This is a genomic window from Cobetia sp. 29-18-1 (assembly GCF_029846405.1).
In the GTDB taxonomy this organism is placed as follows: Bacteria; Pseudomonadota; Gammaproteobacteria; order Pseudomonadales; family Halomonadaceae; genus Cobetia; species Cobetia amphilecti.
This window is the reverse complement of record NZ_JARWKS010000012.1, coordinates 20867-42746: the sequence shown is the minus strand read 5'-3', so window position 1 is coordinate 42746 and position 21880 is coordinate 20867. Positions and strand designations below refer to the sequence as shown.

At 64.6% G+C, this 21880-nt stretch carries 16 protein-coding genes; 10 read left to right on the top strand and 6 right to left on the bottom strand.

Annotated elements, in window-relative coordinates; all coding sequences use genetic code 11:
* Positions 1-320: 320 nt before the first annotated feature.
* Positions 321-1679, bottom strand: coding sequence for a gluconate:H+ symporter (locus QD208_RS10835; RefSeq protein ID WP_043334321.1), 1359 nt, complete (start codon positions 1677-1679; stop codon positions 321-323).
* Between the two features lie 293 nt (positions 1680-1972).
* Between QD208_RS10835 and QD208_RS10830 the strand changes: the two genes are divergently transcribed.
* The gene (locus QD208_RS10830; protein ID WP_324690533.1) at positions 1973-2563 is read left to right on the top strand and encodes a gluconokinase; all 591 of its coding nucleotides are present in this window, start codon (positions 1973-1975) and stop codon (positions 2561-2563) included.
* Between the two features lie 58 nt (positions 2564-2621).
* Here the strand turns inward: QD208_RS10830 and QD208_RS10825 are convergent, their stop codons facing one another.
* The 3 genes from QD208_RS10825 to QD208_RS10815 all read right to left on the bottom strand — a co-directional run bounded on the left by QD208_RS10825 (position 2622) and on the right by QD208_RS10815 (position 5721).
* A complete protein-coding gene (locus tag QD208_RS10825) occupies positions 2622-3659 on the bottom strand; it encodes a LacI family DNA-binding transcriptional regulator (RefSeq protein ID WP_153636471.1) in 1038 nt (345 codons plus the stop codon).
* Positions 3660-3735: 76 nt separating this feature from the next.
* Positions 3736-4662 (bottom strand): lysine exporter LysO family protein, encoded by a 927-nt coding sequence (locus QD208_RS10820; protein ID WP_153636470.1) that lies wholly within the window; start codon positions 4660-4662, stop codon positions 3736-3738.
* Between the two features lie 195 nt (positions 4663-4857).
* On the bottom strand, positions 4858-5721 hold the full coding sequence (locus QD208_RS10815; RefSeq protein WP_279836793.1) for a hypothetical protein: 864 nt from the start codon (positions 5719-5721) through the stop codon (positions 4858-4860).
* Between the two features lie 258 nt (positions 5722-5979).
* On the opposite strand from QD208_RS10815, the gene QD208_RS10810 reads away from it, so the two are divergent.
* On the top strand, positions 5980-6540 hold the full coding sequence (locus tag QD208_RS10810) for a DJ-1/PfpI family protein (protein ID WP_043334317.1): 561 nt from the start codon (positions 5980-5982) through the stop codon (positions 6538-6540).
* Between the two features lie 106 nt (positions 6541-6646).
* Here the strand turns inward: QD208_RS10810 and QD208_RS10805 are convergent, their stop codons facing one another.
* The gene (locus QD208_RS10805) at positions 6647-7726 is read right to left on the bottom strand and encodes a pyridoxal-phosphate dependent enzyme (protein WP_279836792.1); all 1080 of its coding nucleotides are present in this window, start codon (positions 7724-7726) and stop codon (positions 6647-6649) included.
* Between the two features lie 234 nt (positions 7727-7960).
* On the opposite strand from QD208_RS10805, the gene QD208_RS10800 reads away from it, so the two are divergent.
* Positions 7961-8416, top strand: coding sequence for an Lrp/AsnC family transcriptional regulator (locus tag QD208_RS10800; protein WP_043334316.1), 456 nt, complete (start codon positions 7961-7963; stop codon positions 8414-8416).
* Between the two features lie 54 nt (positions 8417-8470).
* Here QD208_RS10800 and QD208_RS10795 read toward each other — a convergent pair whose 3' ends face one another.
* Positions 8471-9487, bottom strand: a complete 1017-nt coding sequence (locus QD208_RS10795) for a glyoxylate/hydroxypyruvate reductase A (protein ID WP_279836791.1) — start codon at positions 9485-9487, stop codon at positions 8471-8473.
* Positions 9488-9931: 444 nt separating this feature from the next.
* Here QD208_RS10795 and doeA point away from each other — a divergent pair, with 444 nt between their 5' ends.
* The 7 genes from doeA (at position 9932) to QD208_RS10760 (ending at position 21542) form a co-directional block, all read left to right on the top strand.
* On the top strand, positions 9932-11242 hold the full coding sequence (doeA, locus tag QD208_RS10790; protein ID WP_279836790.1) for an ectoine hydrolase DoeA: 1311 nt from the start codon (positions 9932-9934) through the stop codon (positions 11240-11242).
* A gap of 45 nt (positions 11243-11287) precedes the next feature.
* The gene (gene doeB, locus QD208_RS10785) at positions 11288-12373 is read left to right on the top strand and encodes a N(2)-acetyl-L-2,4-diaminobutanoate deacetylase DoeB (RefSeq protein WP_279836789.1); all 1086 of its coding nucleotides are present in this window, start codon (positions 11288-11290) and stop codon (positions 12371-12373) included.
* On the top strand, positions 12370-12873 hold the full coding sequence (locus QD208_RS10780; RefSeq protein ID WP_192837421.1) for an Lrp/AsnC family transcriptional regulator: 504 nt from the start codon (positions 12370-12372) through the stop codon (positions 12871-12873). Before doeB ends, QD208_RS10780 begins: the two co-directional genes overlap by 4 nt.
* A gap of 94 nt (positions 12874-12967) precedes the next feature.
* Positions 12968-13981, top strand: coding sequence for a LysR family transcriptional regulator (locus tag QD208_RS10775; RefSeq protein WP_279836788.1), 1014 nt, complete (start codon positions 12968-12970; stop codon positions 13979-13981).
* Positions 13982-14054: 73 nt separating this feature from the next.
* The gene (murI, locus tag QD208_RS10770) at positions 14055-15008 is read left to right on the top strand and encodes a glutamate racemase (RefSeq protein ID WP_279836787.1); all 954 of its coding nucleotides are present in this window, start codon (positions 14055-14057) and stop codon (positions 15006-15008) included.
* Positions 15009-15215: 207 nt separating this feature from the next.
* Positions 15216-16346, top strand: a complete 1131-nt coding sequence (gene trmA / locus QD208_RS10765; protein ID WP_248380820.1) for a tRNA (uridine(54)-C5)-methyltransferase TrmA — start codon at positions 15216-15218, stop codon at positions 16344-16346.
* 357 nt (positions 16347-16703) lie between these two features.
* Positions 16704-21542, top strand: coding sequence for an NAD-glutamate dehydrogenase (locus QD208_RS10760; protein WP_279836786.1), 4839 nt, complete (start codon positions 16704-16706; stop codon positions 21540-21542).
* Positions 21543-21880 lie beyond the last annotated feature (338 nt).

The following is a 21880-nucleotide window of genomic DNA, read 5'->3' as shown; positions in this document are numbered from 1 at the left end:
GGCCAGTCGCTTTGGCGTCGGTCAGAGCGGGCGGTGGATCATGGCCATGAAAGGCAGACGAATGGGTGGATGATCGCATGATGCCATTCAGGCGCAATGCCAAAATGGGAAATAGCGTGCAACAGACGCAATCTGCCATTGCGTGATTGGCACCCCACGAAAAAAGCTGCCACACGAAGTGGCAGCTTTTCACGAGTGCGCCTGGCGGGCGGCGCCTGCTGACGGATGAATCGCTCTATCAGCCGAGCTGAACCGCGCGGGCAGGCCAGATTTCAGTAGTTGAAATAGTTGAAATAGTTGAGCTGGATGAACGGGATAAACTAGATGAACAGGCCGATCAGCAGCGCCATGCAGACGCCGATCACGCCGATCAGGGTCTCCATCACCGTCCAGCTCTTGAGTGTTTCCTTCTCGGTGAGGCCGAAGTAGCGGCTGACCAGCCAGAAGCCGGAGTCATTGACGTGACTGAGGACGGTGGCGCCACTGGCGATGGCGATCACCACCAGCCCCAGCACCGGGCCGGACAGCGCCAGCGTATCGATCACCGGGGCCATCAGGCCGGCGGCGGTGATCATCGCCACGGTGGCCGAGCCCTGGATGACTCGCACGGCGGTGGCGATCAGGAAGGCGAGCAGGATCGGCGGCAGATTGCTGTCGGCCATCAGGTTGCCGAGCACGTCACCGACCCCGGAATCGATCAGCATCTGCTTGAAGACGCCGCCCGCGCCGGTGACCAGGATGATGATGCCGGCAGGTTCGAGTGCCTTGGTGGCGACTTCCATCACCTGTTCGCGCGTCATGCCACGGCGTGTGCCCAGCAGGGTGAAGGCCATCAGGGTGGCCAGACTCAGTGCCACGAACGGGTGGCCGAGGAAGCCCAGCCAGCCGACCAGCGGGCTGTCGTCACCGAACAGGAAGCCCGAGACGGTATTGAGCACGATCAGCGCCAGCGGCAGCAGCACGATGGACAGGATCAGACCGAAGCCCGGGGCGCGCTGATTGACCTCTTCATCGCTCATCACGCTGCCGGTATTTTCCATGTAATCCGGAATCCTGGCGTCGATGCGCGCCGCGATGAAGCGACCGAAGATCGGCCCCGCGACGATCATCGCTGGCAGGCCGCACAGCGCGCCGAACAGGATGACGTAGCCGAGATCGGCACCGATCAGCTTGGCGACCGCGATCGGCCCCGGCGTCGGTGGAATGAAGGAGTGGGTCACGGCAAGGCCGGCGAGCAGCGGGATGCCGTAATAGAGCAGCGAGCGGCCGCTGCGGCGTGCCAGCGCATAGACCAGCGGCACCAGGATGATGAAGGCGACATCCAGGAACACCGGAATCGCGACCAGAAAGCCGGTCAGCGCCAGCGCCCATTGCGAGCGCGAGGTGCCAAAGCGCCCCAGCAGGGTGTTGGCCATGCGATCGACACCGCCGGACACTTCCAGCATCTTGCCGAACATCGCGCCGAGACCGACCACGGTGGCAACGAAGCCCAGGGTGTTGCCCATGCCGTTGGTGACGGAGTCGATGATGGCGTCGGGCTGCATGCCGGTGGCCAGTCCGACCCCCAGGCTCACCACCAGCAGGGCAACGAAGGCATGCAGGCGCAGGCGCATGACGAGGTAAAGCAGCAGCAGAATGCCGCCGAGGGCGGCAAGGACGAGGGTGCTATCTGGGGACATGATGGCGAACTCTTGCGGCTGGCAACGGCGTGATCATCGGCCATTGCCCAAAGGCGTATTGTGTGAGGCGTCGTGGGTCGTGCAGGATGAAAGTTACCGGTAACATTAACGCTTACGCAATGATCCGAAAGGTGCATGAGGGACAAAAGTCTGTCGCGTCTGGCAGCTGACTGTCCGTCAATTGGCAGTCGCTCAGTGCGCGACAGCCGCCCCGAGGCGCCGGACAAGGGATTGATCGGCAACATCGGGTACGCTGGTGGGCCATTGTTTTCATTCAGGGGGAGAGGGTTTTCATGCAGCAGCAGGCAGAAGGAGCATCAGCGGTCGCGTCGATACCGACCAGGTCAGAGGCTCTGGCCGCTCAGGGTGGCGTGCGTCTGGTGGTCATGGGGGTGTCGGGCTGTGGCAAGTCGCATGTCGGGCAGCAGCTGGCGGCGTGCCTAGGCGCGCAGTTCATCGATGGCGACGATTATCACGGTGAGGCCAACGTGGCCAAGATGGCGCGCGGCATCCCGCTGGATGACGACGATCGCCACGGCTGGTTGGCCCGTCTGGCCGAGCTGATCGAGGAGGCGCGTCGCGACGGGCGCAGTCTGGTACTGGCCTGCTCGTCCTTGAAGCGCCGTTATCGGGATCAACTGCGTGGCGGGGACCCCGCGCTGGGTTTCGTCTTCCTCGAAGGCACGCGCGAGCTGCTGCTGGAACGCCTCGAGGCGCGGACCGATCATTTCTTCAAGGGCGCTGACATGCTCGACAACCAGCTGGCGACGCTCGAGGTGCCCGGCGACGATGAAGGGCGCATCCACACCCTCGACATCAGCGCCACACCGCAGGCGCTGGTCGAGAGTGTCTGTCAGCAGATCGTCGACGCGCCAGAGCGCTAGTCGCTCGCCAGACGTCTCACGGCGCTAGGCTGCCGCCACGTATTACGTGGACAAAGTATCACGGTGCCAGACTGCCGCCTGTCTGCAGACTGAAGCCCAGGTCTTCCCACAGGCCGTGGGGCGTGGCGTCGAGATCACCGTTCAAGCGCGCCAGCAGCAGGGTGGCGGCGCGCTCGCCGATCTCGCGGCGTGGCGTGACCACGCTGGCCAGCGGCGGCCAGGTGCCGCGGGTCATCTCCAGGCCGTTGAAGCCGGCCAGCGCCAGCTGGTCGGGCACCGACAGGCCGCGGCGCTGACACTCGAACAGCCCGCCGGCCGCCAGGTCGTCATTGCAGCAGAACACGGCCTGGGTCTCGGGCCAGCGGGTCAGCATCTCGTCGAGCAGCTTGCCGCCCATGCGCACGCTGGAGGGGGCATCGGTGGTCAACAGCGCCTGCTGCGACAGGCCGGCGGCCTCCATCGCCGCACGCCAGCCGCCCAGGCGCTGTTCGACGCGGCGGTCCATGCGCGCACCGAGAAAACCGATATGGCGATGGCCCAGGGCGATCATGGCCTCGGTCATCGCGCGGCCAGCGGCGTGCTGGTCCAGTCCCACCGCCATGTCGAGCGGCGTCTCGCGTTTCTCCATGCACTCCACCACCGCACAGCCCGAGCGCGCGATCATCTCGCGGGTACGAGGGCTATGGCGACTGCCGCACAGCACCAGCCCGTCGATGCCGAAGGAGAGCCAGGTCTCGATCAGGCGCTCCTCTTCCTGCATCGAATAGCCGGTATGGCCGATCAGCAGCTGATAGCCCGCGGCGGCCAGCGGGGCTTCCAGGCCGCGATGCAGCTCCGAGAACACGGCGTTGGAGAGCGACGGAATCAGCAGCGCGATCAGTCGCGAGTGACCGCTGGCGAGGCTGCCGGCCTGACGATTGGGCATGTAACCCAGCTCGCGGGCGCATTCGGTTACCCGCTCGCGCATCGCGGCGGACACCTTCTCGGGCTGATTGAGCGCGCGCGACACCGTGACCTTGGTGACGCCCAGTCGGGCGGCGATATCGGCCAGGGTGACGCGCTTGAGGCGGGAAGCTTTGTGTGGCTGAGAGGGCATGGACATTCAAGCGGCTGCGAAGGAGGACAAGAGTGTCCCTGTTAAGGCAGCCCGGGAGCAAGCCTTGCCCGGCGGATCAGACGTGACTCAGCGAGAGCAGGAACAGGATCATCGGCGGTGCCGCCAGCGACAGCAGGAAGCCCGAGACCACGGCGACCGGGACGCAGGCTACGCCGCCGGTCTGCTGGATCACCGGTAGCGTGAAGTCCATCGAGGTGGCCCCGCCGATGCCGATGGCTAGCGGCGTGTAGCGCTGGATGGTCAGGGGGATCAGCACGAAGGCCAGCAGCTCGCGCGCCAGATCATTGAAGAAGGCGGCGCCGCCGAGAATCGGCCCGAGCTGATCACCGATCAGGATCCCCGACAGGGAGTACCAGCCGAAGCCGGCCGAGATCGCCATGCCCTGATTCCACTCCAGCGCCAGCAAGGGGGCCGCCAGCAGGCCACCGAGCAGCGAACTGGCCATCACCGTCAGCGCGATGATCAGGCCATGCCGATTGAGCAGGATCTGGCGCAGGCTCATGCCGGAGCTTCTGAGCTGGCAGCCGATCAGCGCCAGCAGCACATAGAGCGCCCATTCGGCGAGGGTGTCGGTATCAAGCTGGGTGCCGAAGGTCTTGAGCAGCACGCCGGCGCCGACGCCAAGCGCGACCACGGCGGCAAGGGTCAGCGAGCCGGACAGCGCCTGCCAGCGGGTCATCGGCGCGCCATCCACCGCCTGGGCGGGATTGGCGCGCAGCGGGCTGCGGCGCGACAGCCACCACAGCGCCAGCAGATTCAGCGGTGTGATGATGGCGAACAGCGTCAGCGCCTGACCGCTCATGGCGGCCATGCCGACACTCAACTGCTCCAGCGCCGCCAGTCCCATGCCCATCAGGAACAGGATGAGATAGATGGAGGCATTGACCAGCCGATTGACCACCGCCAGGCGGCCAGGATCGGTGAGGCGTACCAGATAGCCGAGTATCAGCGGCAGCAGAATGAAGATGAGACCCGACAGCATGACCCTTCCTTGGCGTTGCCACCCGGACAGCAGGGGCGGCGCAAGTGATTGATTGGCGGTGAATACCGCCGAAGGGCCTTACTATATCGGTTGGCGTGGAGTCTGGATAACCCCGCCATCACCATTGCGCGAGAGACTTGCTCATGGCGTATCAGCGGGGCTTATGATCAGCCGCGCTAGAGGCGGGAGCTTTCCTCACTGGCGGGCGCTGCTCAGCTGGTTCAGGGTCAGATGGGCCGAGCGCGGCGGCACCTCGCCGTTGCGGTTGCCGTCCTTGTCCATGACGTCTTCGTAGTCGAGGTAATCGAGGCCGACCATCAGGCCCGGCCAGCGCGGCGCCAGCCAGATACGGTAGTGCTTGTGCTCGCGATGCTTGCGCCACGCCTCGATACGCAGGGTGCGGAAGGTACGCTGTGCCGCCTGGCGCGTTTCCTGGCCCTGGATCTCGTACATCAAGGTGCGCTGGCGGCCCTTGTGGTCGAGATAATCCAGTGAGCAGGGCGTCGCGGCCAGACAGGCCTGCTCGCTCCATTGGCTGTCGACCTGCTGGCTCAGCAACACCAGCAGGCTCTGACGGTCAGGCAGGCGGGTGTCGCCTGCCACCGGCGCTTCCCGGTTGTAGTCCTTGCCGATGCCGGCCAGCCGATAGCCGGAGCGATAGCCCTCGGGCAGCAGGCGACCCTCCGCGAGCGTGAAGCGGCCCTGCTCATAGCCACTGGCGACCTTGATGGAGGCCTCCATGCTGGCGATGTACAGCTCGCCGCTCTGGCTGACGCGCTGGGTGATGGGCACGTCCGGCCAGCCATCCAGCACCAGGGTGTAGTGGGCGGTGAAGGGCACCGGCGCGATGCTGGCGACAGGCGCCAGGGGCGCGTCAGGGCTGACAGCGGCCTCATCGCTGGCCGCCTGGGCATTGCCCGCCAGCAGCAGGAGCGCCCCCAGGCCTGCGCGACACAGGCGCTGCCATGCCGAGGGCCGATCGGCGCGTGTGGCGGTACAAGCGCCGCGCCGCGCGGCAGATTCAGAGAAGTGAGACAAGGCGGAAGATGGCAGGGTCATGGTGACTCCCGAGACCGGCACTGGAGCCGTGGCCTGTGAATGGGGGTGTCGAGCGGTCAGGCAGCGACGGGGCAGGGCGACTATACGTGATGATGTAATGATGTTGAGGTGATCCACAATCAAGCCAACGCCCGTCAGGCGGCCACGACGATATTTCAGCGCTTGCTCATGTGCAATGGATAGGTACTCTGTAACTGCCTTGTCCTTCCCGCCGCGCGCGGCGCGTACCTAGACGTTGGGTCCAATCAGGAGATCATCATGGCCAGCATTGTCATCATTGCCGGGGATTTTGTAGAAGATTATGAGCTGATGGTGCCGTTTCAGGCGCTGCAGGCGATGGGGCATCGCGTGGATGTCGTCTGCCCGGACAAGACGGAAGGCGATATCGTCAAGACCGCCATCCATGACTTCGAGGGTGACCAGACCTACACCGAGAAGCCGGGCCACAACTTCGCGCTCAACGCCAGCTTCGCCGAGATCGCCGTCGAGAGTTACGACGCGCTGCTGATCCCCGGTGGCCGCGCCCCCGAGTACCTGCGTCTGGATGAGCGTGTGCTGGCGATGGTGCGTCACTTCGTCGAGGCCGACAAGCCCATCGCCGCCGTCTGTCATGGTCCGCAGCTCTTGGCCGCCGCCATGTCACTGGAAGGCCATCGCGTCAGCGCCTATCCGGCGTGTGCGCCGGAGGTGAAGCTGGCGGGCGGTGAGTTCGTGTCGCTGGAAGTGACCGACGCCGTGACCTCCGGCAAGCTGGTGACCGCACCGGCCTGGCCGGCGCATCCGGAATGGCTGCGTCAGTTCCAGGCGCTGCTGGTGTGATTCACCCCCGCTAGCCACGCCATCGCATCGGATGTGCCTTACGACACCCTGCCACTCGGCGGGGTGTCGTCGTTTCAGGCGGGGTGTCGTAAAGGGCGTCGTCGTTTCAGTCGCCAAACGCCTCGATCCAGGCCCGCTGTGGGGCGAGTCGCGATTGCTGTGCAGCTCGCCATGCGGGGTCGCCCAGCGTGGTGGCATAACGCTCGGCGTGATCACAGGCCAGCAGCAACCAGCTGCCGGCCAGCGACTCACCGCGTGCGCGCCTGAGCGCCAGACTCTCGAGCAGCCCCGCGAAGGCGGTGCCGGTGGAGGGGCCGACCTCAAGCCCGGCATGCTCGGCCAGCCACAGCGCGGCCGCCTGACTGCGCGCATCCGCAATGCGTCGGTAATCATCGAAATGGGCGGGGTCGAATGCCTCCAGTACGCAGGGGCGCCCGATGCCTTCGATGGGATTGGACGCCTGCGGGGCGGGCAGGCGGGTCGTACGGGTGCCGTGGGCACGATGGTGCTGCCAGCAGGCGTGATAGACGGAGTGCTCGGGGTCCACGCCGATCACGCGGGCGCGATGGCTCCCGTGATGCAGATGGCTCCCCTGATGCAGATGGCGCTTGTGGCGCAGATGACGCGCGAAGCTGGCGGCGCTGCCGCCGGTACCGGCGCCAAGAAATACCGCCTGCAGCTCGGGCAGGTCACGCGCGGCGATCTGTGCCAGGCACTCCCCGGGCAGGCTGGTGTCGCTTGCCCAGTCACCGGCAGTAGCGGCATGGCGGAATTGGTTGATGAAGTGGCCGCCGCTGTCGTCGGCAAGTGCCTGCGCATGCTGACAGAGCCGAGCGGAGTCCTCGATTTCCACCACGCGCCCGCCCTCGCCACGAATCGCTTGCTGCTTGTAAAAGGCGGTGCCCCTGGGCACCACGGCAATGAATTCCAGCCCCAGCCGGCGTGCCAGCCACGCTTCAGAGACCGCGGTGGAGCCCGAGGAGGCTTCGATCACCGGGCCGCCGGGCGTCAGCCAATCCTTTTGCAGGGCCTGCTCGAACAGCGACATCGCCAAGCGATGCTTGAGCGAGCCGCTGGCATGCGCCCGCTCGTCCTTGATCAGGATGCGCGCCTCGCCCAGCCCGCGCAGGCTGAGTTCCAGCAGCGGGGTTGCCGGGGTGGCGGCCTTCAAGGTCGCAAGCTTCATGAGGCTGCGTTGGCGCCATGACTCGCGCTGACTCGCGTGCGGGGCGTGCTGTGCTGCGGGCGTGCTGAAAGGCGCAGTCGAGGGCGAGGCAGTGGTCGGCATGGCGGCATTTCCGGTCGCAGGAAGGAGCTTTCATGGTACGACCAGCCGCCAAGCAAAACTTGCCAGTTGTCATGGCGTGAGCCATGTTTCATGGCAAGAATTCATTGCGAGGTGAGGGTAATGGAGAAAATAGTGCTCGATGCTACGGACCGCGCCCTGCTGCGGCTGCTGCAGCGCGATGCCAGCCTGTCGTTGGCGGCGCTGGCGGAAGCCGTGCATCTGACCACGTCTCCCTGCTGGAAGCGCCTCAAGCGCCTGGAAGAGTGTGGCGTGATCACCGCACGGGTGGCGTTGCTGAATGCCGAGCTGATCGGCATGGGGCTGACGGCCTTCGTGCAGCTCAAGACCCGCGATCACTCGCGGGCCTGGTTCGAGCGTTTCGTGGCCATCGTCGAGGAGATCGAGGAAGTCACCGAGTTCTATCGCATGGCCGGTGACTACGACTATCTCCTCAAGGTGCAGGTCGAGGACATGAACGCCTACGACCGCGTCTACAAGCGGCTGGTCAACACCATCGACGAGCTGAGCGACGTGTCGGCCCGCTTCGCGATGGAGCGCATCAAGACGACCACCGCGCTGCCGCTGTGATGGCTGTCAGGCAGTGACGTCTGATCGCCGGTTGAGCACCGCGCGCCAGCGCGCTCAATAACCGTGCTCGCGGCTGATGCCGGTCAGCACCTCACCCCGCTGAATGCGACGAATGTTGTCGGCCAGCTGGTCGGCGGCCTCGGCCACCGGGGTCGGCGCGGCGGCATGCGGCGTGATGATCACGCGCGGCTGGTGCCACAGCGGACTGTCCTCGGCCAGTGGCTCGTGCTGGAAGACATCGAGCAGGGCGCCCCTGAGCTTGCCTTCCTCGAGCGCCGCGACCAGATCCTCCTCGACCACGCTGCTGCCGCGCCCCGGATTGATCAGCACGGCGTCGTCGGGCAGAGCCTGGAAGACCTCGGCGTTCAGCACGTCTCTCGTGGCCGGGGTATTGGGCAACAGGTTGATCACCGCCTTGAGGCCGAGCGACTCGTCGCCCAGCACTTGCTTGAGCGAGCGGCCGCCTTCGCCGGTCTCATGGTGGCAGGTCACGCCCTGCAACGTGTGGGCGCTGCGGCTGAAGCCATGTACCGGATAGCCGTCTGCCGCCAGCGACTCGGCGATCTGGCTGCCGATGGCGCCGAGCCCGAGTACCGCCACCGGGTACTGGTGGGCGCGCACCACGCGGTGTGGGGCCCACTGGGTGTCCGCCTGCTGTCTGGCGTAGCGGTCGAAGTCACGCCGAAAGTGCAGCAGGCCGTAGCGCACGTAATCCAGCATGTGGCTGGCCATGCCGGCATCGCTCAGCTTGAGTACCGGCACATCGTCAGGCAGTGCCGGGTTGTCGAGCAGGCTGTCGACGCCCGCGCCCAGATTGAGGATCGCCTTGACGTCGTGATCACGGTGGCGCTCGAACAGCGCCGCAGGCGGCGCCCACACCACCAGCACATCGCCCAGCATCTCGCCGTCATCGGCAACGATTTCCAGCGGCGCTTGTTTTGATGACGGTTCCGACGGCTGTTCCGACGACTCGCCTTGCCGCGACCCCTTGGTGCTGGCGGTATCGCACAAGCGCTGACGCAGAGCATCGCACCAACGTTCGGCGCGTTCATGATGTACCAGTATTCGCATGCTGTTCTCCTCTTCAGGGACGCTGGGTGGCGGGTCGGGATTGCTGCACTCTCCCGGCCTGTTCGCAGGCTCTGTTCGTGGCTCTGTGCAAAGGGGCTGGAGTTGTCGCCTCACCATGCGCCATTGCCTTGCGGGCATGGCCGGCTCGCGGGCGGCAATGGCGCAGGCCTTGCAAGGGCTCAAGCGAAGGGCGACAGTGCCAGAGTCGTCCTTTGACCCGTTGTTGGCAGAGTGACAGACTCGAATCCAGAGGGGAATTCGGATGTACGCATGTACGCCGACCCTGCCGACCCGCAGGGCGCATCGTTCGCTCGCGGCGCATGCAGGCATTGTCAGCCCGGAGCGGCTGACAGGTCGGTCACCCGCCGCCTGGCCCTGCGTATGGCCACTGGCTCCGCCCCAACGTGCTGCTTGCCTCAAGGCCTGATCGAAAAGGAGCGCTGCATGAGTCAATTCCCGCCCCATACTGGTGCGCCCCAGCCAGCCTTCGCTGGCCTGGCCACCTTGCCCAGCAGCGAGGCACCGGCCACCGAGAGTGACTGGACGCCACGCGCGCTGTCCGCTGGCCGTCAGGCCTTCACCATCGGCGAGTATCGCGCGCGCATCCATCGGGTGCGTGAGGCCATGGCGCGCGCTGGCATCGATGTGATGGTGATTTCCGACCCCTCCAACATGGCGTGGCTTACCGGCTACGACGGCTGGTCCTTCTATGTGCACCAGTGCGTGCTGCTGGGGCTTTCCGGCGAGCCGGTCTGGTACGGGCGCCGTCAGGACGGCAACGGCGCGCTGCGTACCTGCTGGATGGGTGAGGACAACATCCTGTGGTATCCGGATTACTACGTGCAGAATCCGGACATGCATCCGATGGAGTTTCTCGCCCAGTCCATCCTGCCGCAGCGTGGCTGGCACGATGGGGTCGTCGGGGTCGAGCTCGACAACTATTACTATTCGGCGCGGGCGCACCTGTCGCTGGTCAAGGAGTTGCCCCACGCGCGGCTGGTGGATGCCAACTCGCTGGTCAACTGGTGTCGGGCGATCAAGTCCGAGCAGGAAATCGCCTATATGCGCGTGGCCGGGCGCATCGTCGAGCGCATGCATTCACGCATCCTAGAGATGATCGAGCCGGGCCTGCCCAAGAGTGCGCTGGTCGCGGAGATCTACCGGGTCGGCGTCGAGGGCGTGATCGGGCCCGAGGGCGAGATTCTCGGTGGCGACTATCCGGCCATCGTGCCGCTGCTGCCCACTGGCAGTGATGCCGCCGCGCCGCACCTGACCTGGGATGACACGCCATTTCGTCAGGGCGAGGGCACCTTCTTCGAGCTGGCCGGCTGCTACAAGCGCTATCACGCACCGCTGTCGCGTACCGTGTTTCTCGGCCGTCCGCCGCGCGATTTCGTGCGTGGTGAGTCCGCCTTGCTGGAAGGCATCGAGAGTGGTCTGGCCATCGCCAAGCCCGGCAATCGCTGCTGTGACATCGCGCTGGCGCTGGGCGCGGCGATGGACAAGTACGGCTTCGACCGTGGCGGCGCACGCTGCGGCTATCCCATCGGCATCAGCTATCCGCCGGACTGGGGCGAGCGCACCATGAGTCTGCGCCCCAGTGACGAGACCGTGCTGGAACCGGGCATGACCTTCCACTTCATGCCCGGCATGTGGATGGACGACTGGGGGCTCGAGATCACCGAGTCGATCCTGATCACGGAAAACGGTGCCGAGCCGCTGTGTGATGTGCCGCGCCAGCTGTTCGTCAAATAGCCTGCCGACAAGTGTCAGCAGCCCGCCATAACAAGGAGTGGTGTCATGCGAGAGTCCCCCGTCAGTCTGACCATCGATCTGTTCGCCGATGGCGTTCAGCACGGTTTCTTCAAGCTGCCGATCTCGACTGACGAGTCGGCGTGGGGCGCGGTGATGACCCCGATCAGCGTGATCGCCAATGGTGAGGGGCCGACGGTATTGCTGACCGGCGGCAATCATGGCGACGAGTACGAAGGCATCACCGCGCTCTACAAGCTGGCGGCGCGTCTGACTGCCGAGGACGTGCAGGGCCGCGTCATCATCGTGCCGACCATGAATGCGCTGGCGGCCAAGGCCGGGCGGCGCTGTTCGCCTCTCGATGGCGGCAACCTCAATCGCAGCTTCCCCGGCAGCCCCACCGGCGGCCCGACCGAGCAGATCGCCGACTACTTCACCCGAGTGCTGGTGCCGCAGTGCGACTATGCGCTGGACCTGCATTCCGGCGGCCGCACCCTGGATATCCTGCCGTTCGCGGCCGCGCACCGTCTCGACTATCTCGAGGAGTCGCTGGGCGTCGAGCAGTGTCGTCTGCAGGAAGCCGAGAGCCTGGCCGGGGCGCTGGCCTTCGGGGCGCCCTCGGCGATGATGATGTTCGAGCTGGACGCCGAGGCACTCTACGACACCGCGGTGGAGCGCCAGGGCAAGGTCTTCGTCACCACGGAGCTGGGCGGCGGCGGTTCCACCACGCCGGAGCGTCAGGCGATCGCCGACCGTGGCGTCGACAACTTCCTCGCCTTCAGTGGTGTGCTGCGCGAGCGCAGTCGCGCGGATCTAGAGCAGGACATCGAGCGCCAGCGTGCCAACCAGGCGAACGCGCCGCTGTTGATCGACATGCCGGATGCCAGCTGTTACGTGCAGAGTGAGCATGAAGGGCTGCTGGAGCTGTGCGTGGCACTCGGCGAGCAGGTCACGGCGGGGCAATGCGTGGCGCGGGTCTATCCGCTGGGGCGCGCCGGTCAGGCGGCGGTGGAATATCGCGCGGCCCGTGATGGCGTGCTGGTGGCGCGGCGCTTCCCGGCCCAGGTGAGTCTGGGCGACACCCTGGCGGTGATCGCGGAAGTCGTGGACGACCTGGCGCGAGAGGCCTCATGAGCGCGAGTCCCTCCCGCTCGCAGCCAGCGCCGAAGCTGGATGCCTTCGATCTCAAGATTCTGGCGATACTCGAGCGCGATGGCCGTATCACCAAGTCGCGGCTGGCCGAGGAGATCAACCTGTCGGTCAGCCCGTGCTGGGAGCGCGTCAAGCGCCTCGAGCAGGCGGGCATCATCGAGGGTTATGCCGCCATCATCAATCAGCAGCGCCTGAGTGATCAGCAGGGTGGCGCTGCTTCGGGGGCTGCCCCGCGCACGCCGGTGTGGGTCGAGATCCACCTCAAGCATCATGATGCCGGCAGCTTCCAACGCTTCGAGCGTGCCATGCGAGAGGCGGATGAGGTGATCGAATGCGTCGCCGTCGGCGGCGGGGTGGACTACCTGCTGCGGCTGGAGACCGCCAGCATCGATGCCTATCAGCGTCTGGTCGATCACTGGCTGGTGTCAGAGCTGGGCATCGATCGCTATTTCACTTACATCGTCACCAAGCAGGTAAAATAGGCGCGCCGGGCGCGGACTTGTCGTCATCTTGCCGTCCCGCTTTTCAGGCTCACTTTCCTGGCTCATTTTCCTTGATCGCAAAGGGGATCGCACGATGGATAGACTCACTGCCATGCAGGTGTTTCGCGCCGTGGTAGAGGAGGGCAGTTTCGCGGGCGGTGCTCGTCAGCTGGGACTATCCAACGGCATGGTCAGCAAGCAGATCTCGCGCCTGGAAGTCGAGCTGGGCGTTCGCCTGCTGATGCGCACCACGCGCAGTCTGCAGCTGACCGCCGAGGGCGAGCATTACCTGGCGGGTGCCTGTCGTGTGCTCAATGACCTTCAGGCGCTGGAAGACAGTCTTGGCGAGCGCCAGGGCGAGGTTCGGGGGCGCTTGAAGATGTCGGCACCGATGGATTTCAGCATCCAGTGTCTGATGCCGGCCCTGGCGCATTTCCGCCAGACCTACCCCTATGTCGAGCTCGACCTGCGCCTGGAGGATCGCCATGTCGATCTCATGGCCGAGGATTATGATCTGGTGATTCGCGCCGGTGCGCTGTCTGATTCCAGCCTGATCGCGCGCCGGTTGGCGGGCACCCAGGTCGGAGTCTATGCCAGCCCGGGTTACCTGGCCGAGAATGGCACGCCCGAGGTGCCGGAAGACCTTGCCCATCACCGCTGCCTGAATTACACCCAGCAGCGCGAAGGGCCGGTGTGGAGCTTCATGGTTGACGGGCGGCCACGCAAGATCCGCCTGTCGCCGACCTTCAGCTGCGACAGCGGGCGCGGGCTGGTCGAGGCCGCCGCCCAGGGCATCGGCATTACCTGCAAACCGGATTTCCTGGTGGCCAATGACGTCGCCAATGGCCGCCTGGTGCCGCTGCTTGTCGACTACTGGTGCGCGCCGGTGGATATCCATCTGGTCTATGCCGAGCGCGACATGCAGCCGGCACGCCTGCGGGCATTGATAGAGGTGCTGTGTGAGCACTTCGCGCGGATTGGCCACACGATGATGCCCGACGTGCTCGCCACGTCATCGACAGCCGTCCGCGACACCACGGCCGTGAATGATGCCGGGCAGAACGATCTGTCACCGCTCGAGGCTGTGAAGCCGGGTCTGCGGCCGTGATAGACTCCGCGCCCTTGTCCCGTCTGTTCGAGTCGCCCGTCTCCATGATGATTGTCGCCAGCGGTATCTGCCGATGAGTCCTGCCCGCCCAGGCGACACGCCTGCCTCTGCTTCCCGTTCTTCTGCCCCGGTGCTGGTCTTCGATTCCGGCGTCGGCGGGCTGTCCGTCGCCGCCGAGATCCGCCGCCAGTGGCCGCAGCTGTCGCTGGCCTATGTCTGTGACAACGCCGCGTTGCCCTATGGCACCAAGCCGGATGACTGGTTGATACCGCGCATCGTTCAGGTGTGCGTGGCGGCCGTCGAGGCAAGCGGGGCACGGGCGTTGGTGGTCGCCTGCAATACCGCCAGCACCCTGGCGCTGACGGCGCTACGCGCAGCGCTGTCGATTCCGGTGATCGGCACCGTGCCCGCCATCAAGCCGGCGGCGACGTTGGCACGTGCGCGTCAGAGTGCAGCACGTCGTGAGAAGTGCGAGCCGCCGGTCTTCGCGTTGCTGGCGACATCCGCCACGGTGCGTCGCGCCTACACCGAGCAGCTGATTCGTGACTTCGCCGCCGACTGTCGCGTGATTCGCGTCGCCGCCGATCCTCTGGTCGCGGAGGCCGAGCGGCGTCTGCGCGGTGAGCCGGCGCGCCCCGAGGTGGTGGCGGCCAGTCTGGCTGATCTGGCGGCGGTCGAGGCGCTGGAAGTGGTGATTCTCGGCTGCACGCATTTCCCGCTGCTCGGCGCCGACATCTCGCAGGTGCTGGGCGAGTCTCGGGTGGCGCTGGTGGATTCCGGCGCGGCAATCGCCCGCCGCGTGGCGGAGGTGCTGGCGCTTGGTGCTGCGGCGCAAGCGGCTGATCAGCAATTCGCTCAGGCTGCTCAGCAAGTCGCCCAAGAGGCTGAACAGCAAGTCGCTCAAGCGGTTCAACCAGCACCGCATGAGCACATGGCGCTGGCGACGGATGCCCGGCAGCCGGGGCTGGCCACGGCGCTGGCCAGTCAGGGTTTCGCCGCGCCGCAGGCGCTGGCGTTCGACGACTGAGGAGCAGGGGCGTTGACTCTCGCGGCCCTCTTGCACCTGCCTGCTCCCGCCTTGGCTCGCCATTTGGCGCTTGAGCTTCGCGCTGCCGATGGTAGGCTAGCGCGCCCAACCTTTGAATGGACGTGATCGGCATGGTTCACCATGACGTCCCCGCGTCCCTTTGCTCATCGTTTCAGTGCTGCGGTATGCCCGCAGGCAGGAGTCAGTGTGGCCATCGCCGTCGTCGATCCCAGTCAGTATGAACAGCAGCTCGCCGAGAAGGCCGAGCAGACCCGCGCACGTTTCGCTGCCTTCGATGCGCCGGAACTGGAGGTATTTCCCTCGCCGCCCAGCCATTACCGCATGCGTTGCGAGTTCCGTATCTGGCACGAGGATGATGACCTCTATTACGCGATGTTCGAGGTCGAGTTCGACGACGAGGGCAACAAGAAGAAGACGGTCGTGCGCATGGACGACTTCCCGGTCGCCAGCCAGCGCATCAATGAATTGATGCCGCTGCTGCGTGAGCGACTCAAGGCAAGCCCGGTGCTGCGTGAGCGTCTGTTCCAGTGCGAGTTCCTCACCACCCTGAGCGGCGAGGCGCTGGTCACGCTGATCTACCATCGCAAGCTCGGCGAAGACTGGGAAGCCGAGGCGCGTGCGCTGGAAGAAGAGCTCGATATCATGATCATCGGGCGTTCGCGCAAGCAGCATATCGTGCTGACGCGCGATCACGTCTTCGAGCGTCTCGAGGTCGATGGCCGCGAGTACGTCTATCAGCAGGTCGAGAACAGCTTCACCCAGCCCAATGCCGAGATCTGCCGCTCGATGCTCAGCTGGGCACGAGACGTGACTCATCCTGACAAGGCGCAGGCGGAAGGCCGTGAGCAGGGCGATCTGGTCGAGCTCTACTGCGGCAACGGCAACTTCACCATCGCGCTGGCCGAGAACTTCCGCCGCGTGCTGGCCACCGAGATCTCACGCACTTCCGTGGCCTCGGCGCAGGTCAACCTGGCGGCCAATAGCATCGACAATGCCCAGGTGGCGCGCATGTCGGCCGAGGACTTCTCGCTGGCGCTGGCGGGCGAGAAGGCGGGCCGTCGCGTCGCGGAGATGGACCTCGACAACCACGACTTCCGCACCGTGCTGGTCGATCCGCCGCGTGCCGGCCTCGATGCCGACAGCTGCGAGCAGACCGCGCGCTACGAGCGCATCGTCTATATCTCCTGCAACCCGCAGACGCTGATCGACAACCTTGAAGTACTGTGTCGCACGCACCGTATCGAACGCTTCGCGCTGTTCGATCAGTTCCCGTATACCGACCACCTCGAATGCGGTGTCTATCTGGTTCGCAGATAAGCGCATCTTCAAACCGACAGCCGATGTCACGCCCGCGTGAGCGACGTATCGCGGCAATCGTTTGAAAAACCAGAGCCCCGACGTCATCTACCTGTCAGGTAGGGGACGACGGGGCTTTTTTGCGCACATGACAGTCACTCGAATTAGACTTTCGTTTCACGCGCGGACCGCCAAGTCAATACCCGATGCACAGATGTAATGCTGCATGACCAATATGGAACAGGCATGGGGCAGAGGCGCAGACTGCGCTAGTCTGTGATGCACTGCATGAGTCTGTGCTGCAACGCCTTTTTGGCCGGCGCAGACTCTCTATGACTATTTTCCCTGATACATCCATCAGGTCAGTCGAGGTGATTGATGCTACACGTGGCGACGGACGGCAAGCAGGAATTTCTTGCGCAGCTCGAAGAGCAGCTGGACAAGCGACTTCCCAAGGACAAGGTGGACGTGATCGCGGCGTTTGCGCGCGACTATCACGCAACGGCCTCCTTCGAGGACATGGCCGAGCGCAAGCTGGATGACCTCTACGGTTCCACCCTGGCCGTATGGCACTTCCTGCAGAGCCTCGAGGCTCCCAAGGTGCGTGCCTACAACCCGGACTTCGAGAAGCATGGTTGGCAGTCGACGCACACCATCATCGAAGTGCTGCACCCGGACATGCCGTTCCTGGTCGATTCCGTGCGTATCGAGCTCAACCGTCGTGGCATCACCGTTCACGCCATCCACAACGCCGTGCTGGCCGTTGCACGTGATGATGCCGGTCAGCTGGAGCGCGTGACCGCACCGCGTGCCGAGAACGCCCCGCAGCACCGCGAGTCGCTGATCTACATCGAGGTCGATCGTCACAACGACGCCGAGACGCTGGAAGACCTCGAGACCAGCCTGCGTGAAGTGCTGGCCGAAGTGCGCGTTGCCGTCGCTGACTTCGACGCCATGCGCAGCCAGGGCGCCCAGGCGCTGCAGGAGCTGCGTGACAACCGTCCGCCGACCGTCTCCGAGGCTGACCATCAGGAAGCCTGCGACTTCATGCAGTGGATGGGCAACGACCACTTCACCTTCCTGGGCTATGACGAGTACACCGTCGATGAGCAGGAAGACGGCACCCGCGTGCTGAACAAGGTCGAAGGTTCCGAGCTGGGGGTGCTCAAGCTGGACCTCGAGCGCTATCACGAGCAGTCCCGTCACCAGCAGAGCGTCAACAGCGATCAGTACGTGCTGATTCCGGAGCTGCTGTCCTTCGCCAAGAGCGCCTTCCACGCCCGCGTGCACCGTCCGGCCTACCCGGATTACATCACCGTCGAGCGCTTCGATGAAGAAGGCCGCGTGATCGGCGAGCGCCGCTTCCTGGGGCTCTACACCTCCACGGTGTACAACCAGAGCCCGCGCAACGTGCCGATTCTGCGTCGCAAGGTGCAGGACGTCATGGAAGCCGCCGGCGTCAACCCGAAGGGCCACAACGGCAAGCACCTGCTGCAGATTCTGGAAGTCTATCCGCGCGATGACCTCTTCCAGATCTCCACGGACGAGCTGACCCGTACCGCCACCAGCATCCTCAACATCCGCGAGCGTCGTCGCGTGCGTCTGATCGTGCGTGAAGACCGCTTCGGCAAGTTCTTCTCGGTACTGGTGTTCGTGCCGCGCGACGTCTATTCCACCGACCTGCGTGTGCGCATCCAGAATCTGCTGTGTGAAGAGCTGAACGCCACCTTCGGTGACTTCACGCCGTATCTGTCCGAGTCCGTGCTGACACGTATCCAGTTCATCCTGCGCTTCAAGGGCGATGAGCCGGGCCAGTACGACATGCGCGCGCTGGAGAACAAGATCGCTCAGCTGGCCCGCAGCTGGCGTGACGAGCTGCACGCCGCCATGGTCGAAGGCTTCGGTGAAGAGCAGGCCAACGAGCTGATGACTCGCTACCGTGATGCCTTCCCGGGCAGCTACCGTGACGACTTCTCGCCGCGCACCGCCGTCTATGACGTGGGCCATCTACGCGCGCTGGACGAAGGCCAGGCCGTCGGCCTGAGCACCTATCGTCTGGTCGAGGACGACAACTCCGGCGTCAACCTGAAGCTGTTCCACAAGCATCAGCCGATTCCGCTTTCCGACGTGCTGCCGGTGCTGGAAAACCTCGGCCTGCGTGTCATCGGTGAGCGTCCCTACGAGATCACCCGCACCGATTCCTCCTGCTGGGTGCACGATTTCGATCTCGAGCATCACGGCAAAGGCGCGGTCGAGCTCTCCGAAGTGCGCGAGAGCTTCATCGAAGCCTTCAAGAAGATCTGGTCCGGCGAAGCCGAATCCGATGCCTTCAACCGCCTGATCATCGGCTCTGGCCTGGACTGGCGTGAAGTGGCGATGCTGCGTGCCTACGCGCGCTACCTGAAGCAGATCCGCTTCGGTCTCTCCCAGGCCTACATCGCCAATGCGCTGGGCAGCCATCCGGATATCACCCGCGAGCTGGTGCAGCTGTTCAATCTGCGCTTCGACCCGCAGGGTCAGGGTGGCGAGGATGACGTCAACGCCTGCCGCGAGCGCATCAATGGTCTGCTCGACCAGGTCTCCAGCCTGAACGACGACCGGCTGCTGCGTCGCTACGTCGACCTGATGATGGCGACGCTGCGTACCAACTTCTTCCAGCCGGCAGAAGATGGTCAGGCCAAGGACTACATCAGCTTCAAGCTCGACACGCGCAGCATTCCTGACGTGCCGAAGCCGCGCCCGATGTTCGAGATCTTCGTCTACTCGCCGCGCGTCGAAGGTGTTCACCTGCGTGGCGGCAAGGTCGCACGTGGTGGTCTGCGCTGGTCCGACCGTCATGAAGATTTCCGCACCGAGGTGCTGGGTCTGGTCAAGGCGCAGCAGGTCAAGAATGCGGTCATCGTGCCGGTCGGCGCCAAGGGCGGTTTCGTCTGCAAGCGCATGCCGGAAACCACCGACCGCGACGTGATCCAGAAGGAAGGTATCGCCTGCTACCAGATCTTCATCCGCGCACTGCTCGACATCACCGACAACCTGTCCGGCGGTGACGTGGTGGCCCCGACGGCCGTCGTGCGTTACGACGAAGACGACCCCTACATGGTCGTCGCGGCCGACAAGGGCACCGCGACCTTCTCCGACATCGCCAACGCCATCTCCAACGAGTACGGCTTCTGGCTGGGCGATGCCTTCGCCTCCGGTGGCGCCAACGGTTACGACCACAAAGGCATGGGCATCACCGCCAAGGGCGCCTGGGTCAGCGTGCAGCGTCACTTCCGCGAGATGGGCATCAACATCCAGGAAGACGAGTTCAGCGTGGTCGGTATCGGTGACATGGCCGGTGACGTCTTCGGCAACGGCATGCTGCTGTCCGAGAAGATCCGCCTGGTCGGTGCCTTCAACCACCGCAACATCTTCGTCGATCCGAACCCGGACACCGCGAAGAGCTTCGCCGAGCGCGAGCGTCTGTTCCGTCTGCCGCGTTCCAGCTGGGACGACTACGACAAGAGCCTGATCAGCGAAGGCGGCGGTCTGTTCTCGCGTGATGCCAAGACCATCGCCATCAGCCCGCAGATGAAGGAAGTCTTCGACATCAGTGCCGACCATCTGGCGCCCAACGAGCTGATCAACGCGATGCTCAAGGCGCAGGTCGACCTGATCTGGAACGGCGGTATCGGAACCTACGTCAAGGCGTCCAGCGAGTCCCACGCCGATGTCGGCGACAAGGCCAACGATGGCCTGCGTATCGACGGCCGTGAGCTGCGCTGCAAGGTGGTGGGCGAAGGCGGCAACCTGGGTCTGACCCAGCGTGGCCGCATGGAAGCCGCGGCCCAGCAGGGCGTGCGCGTCAACACCGACTTCATCGACAATGCCGGTGGCGTGAACTGCTCGGATCACGAGGTCAACATCAAGATCCTGCTGGACGACATCGTCGCCCGTGGTGATCTGACCGACAAGCAGCGCAACCAGCAGCTCGCCGAGATGACCGACGAAGTCGGCGAGCTGGTGATCAAGGACAACTATCGCCAGACCCAGGCACTGTCGCTCTCCGAGCAGCAGTCCAGGGAAGGTATGGGCGTCTTCCGTCGCTTCATCAATGAGCTGGAAGCGGCCGGCACCCTGGACCGTGAACTCGAGTTCCTGCCGTCCGATGAAGCGCTGATCGAGCGTTCCAACGCCGGTGAAGCCCTGACCCTGCCGGAACTGTCCGTGCTGGTCTCCTACGCCAAGAGCGATCTCAAGACCAGCTTGATCGCCTCTGACGTGCCGGACGACAGCTACGTGCAGCAGCACCTCGAGCGCGCCTTCCCGCGCGTGCTGATGGAGCGCTTCCCGGAAGAGATGTACCAGCACCGTCTGAAGCGTGAAATCGCCGCGACCCAGATCGCCAATGACCTGGTCGACCACATGGGCATTGCCTTCGTGCGTCGCCTGGAAGACACCACTGGTGCCGACAAGGCGGAAATCGCGCGTGCCTACATCGTGGCGCGTGACAGCTTCAATCTGGAAGCGCTGTGGACCCAGATCGAGGCTCTCGATCACCAGGTGCCGGCAGAACTGCAGTACCGCATGATGGGTGACCTGATGCGCCTGATGCGTCGTGCCACTCGCTGGTTCCTGCGTCAGCGCAGCTCCATGGGCGTCAAGGAATGCATCGGCCACTTCGCCCCGCGTCTGGCCCAGCTCTCCGAAAGCATCGGTGAGCGTCTCAAGGGCGAAGCCCGCGAGAACTGGGAAGCGCGTCGCGACAGCTATGTCGAGGCAGGCGTGCCGGAGGCCCTGGCCAGCACCATCGCCGCGACCTCAAGCCTCTATGCAGGGCTTGGCATCATCGAGGCGGCCAAGGCGACCGGCGAGAAGATAAATCGCGTGGCAGAAGCCTTCTACGGCATCGGCCATCGTCTGGAGCTGCCGTGGGTCGGTGACAAGATCAACGGCCTTGAGGTGCAGGACAGCTGGCAGGCGCAGGCACGTGAAAGCTTCCGCGATGATCTCGATCGTCAGCAGCTGGCACTGACCGTCAGCGTGCTCAAGCAGGACAATGCACCGCGCGAGATCGATGAGCGTGTCGACAGCTGGATGGCCAGCCACGAGAGTCTGGTCAGCCGCTGGTGCTCACTGCTCGGCGAGATGAAGGGCGGTGCTCAGCTGAGCTTCCCGCTGTTCGCGGTCGCCCTGCGCGAGCTGGTCGATCTGGCCGAGTCCAAGCGCGAAGCCTGATGCTTTCGGCCTCGGAGGCAGCAAGAGGCTGACGCAAGTGGCGAGCATCTGATGACTCGCTGATAGAAGCCCTCACCATTGGTGAGGGCTTTTTCATGTCGGGAATGAATAAAAAAGTGATAGCTGAAGCCTGCGGTAAGGTAACTGTCGTCAGCTGTCTGGTATGCTGAATGGCGACCAGTGCAGAGACTGATACAGGCCCTGATGGTTGCATCCTTTTCTGCAGACCCTGTTTTCAGTCCTTGATTTTCAGACCCTCATTTCAAGTCTCGGAGTCGCTGCGGCGCTCGCTGGAGGCTTCTGTTTTCAAAGCATCAGTACAACAAGGCAGAGACACC

Bases quoted from the DNA above. Each gene is read 5' to 3' on its own strand.
- doeB (WP_279836789.1), top strand. From the start codon at position 11,288: ATGCGAGAGTCCCCCGTCAGTCTGACCATCGATCTGTTCGCCGATGGC.
- doeA (WP_279836790.1), top strand. From the start codon at position 9,932: ATGAGTCAATTCCCGCCCCATACTGGTGCGCCCCAGCCAGCCTTCGCT.
- QD208_RS10760 (WP_279836786.1), top strand. From the start codon at position 16,704: ATGCTACACGTGGCGACGGACGGCAAGCAGGAATTTCTTGCGCAGCTC.
- QD208_RS10825 (WP_153636471.1), bottom strand. From the start codon at position 3,659: ATGCCCTCTCAGCCACACAAAGCTTCCCGCCTCAAGCGCGTCACCCTG.
- QD208_RS10805 (WP_279836792.1), bottom strand. From the start codon at position 7,726: ATGAAGCTTGCGACCTTGAAGGCCGCCACCCCGGCAACCCCGCTGCTG.
- QD208_RS10815 (WP_279836793.1), bottom strand. From the start codon at position 5,721: ATGACCCTGCCATCTTCCGCCTTGTCTCACTTCTCTGAATCTGCCGCG.
- QD208_RS10780 (WP_192837421.1), top strand. From the start codon at position 12,370: ATGAGCGCGAGTCCCTCCCGCTCGCAGCCAGCGCCGAAGCTGGATGCC.
- QD208_RS10830 (WP_324690533.1), top strand. From the start codon at position 1,973: ATGCAGCAGCAGGCAGAAGGAGCATCAGCGGTCGCGTCGATACCGACC.
- murI (WP_279836787.1), top strand. From the start codon at position 14,055: ATGAGTCCTGCCCGCCCAGGCGACACGCCTGCCTCTGCTTCCCGTTCT.
- QD208_RS10810 (WP_043334317.1), top strand. From the start codon at position 5,980: ATGGCCAGCATTGTCATCATTGCCGGGGATTTTGTAGAAGATTATGAG.
- QD208_RS10820 (WP_153636470.1), bottom strand. From the start codon at position 4,662: ATGCTGTCGGGTCTCATCTTCATTCTGCTGCCGCTGATACTCGGCTAT.
- QD208_RS10795 (WP_279836791.1), bottom strand. From the start codon at position 9,487: ATGCGAATACTGGTACATCATGAACGCGCCGAACGTTGGTGCGATGCT.
- QD208_RS10835 (WP_043334321.1), bottom strand. From the start codon at position 1,679: ATGTCCCCAGATAGCACCCTCGTCCTTGCCGCCCTCGGCGGCATTCTG.
- QD208_RS10775 (WP_279836788.1), top strand. From the start codon at position 12,968: ATGGATAGACTCACTGCCATGCAGGTGTTTCGCGCCGTGGTAGAGGAG.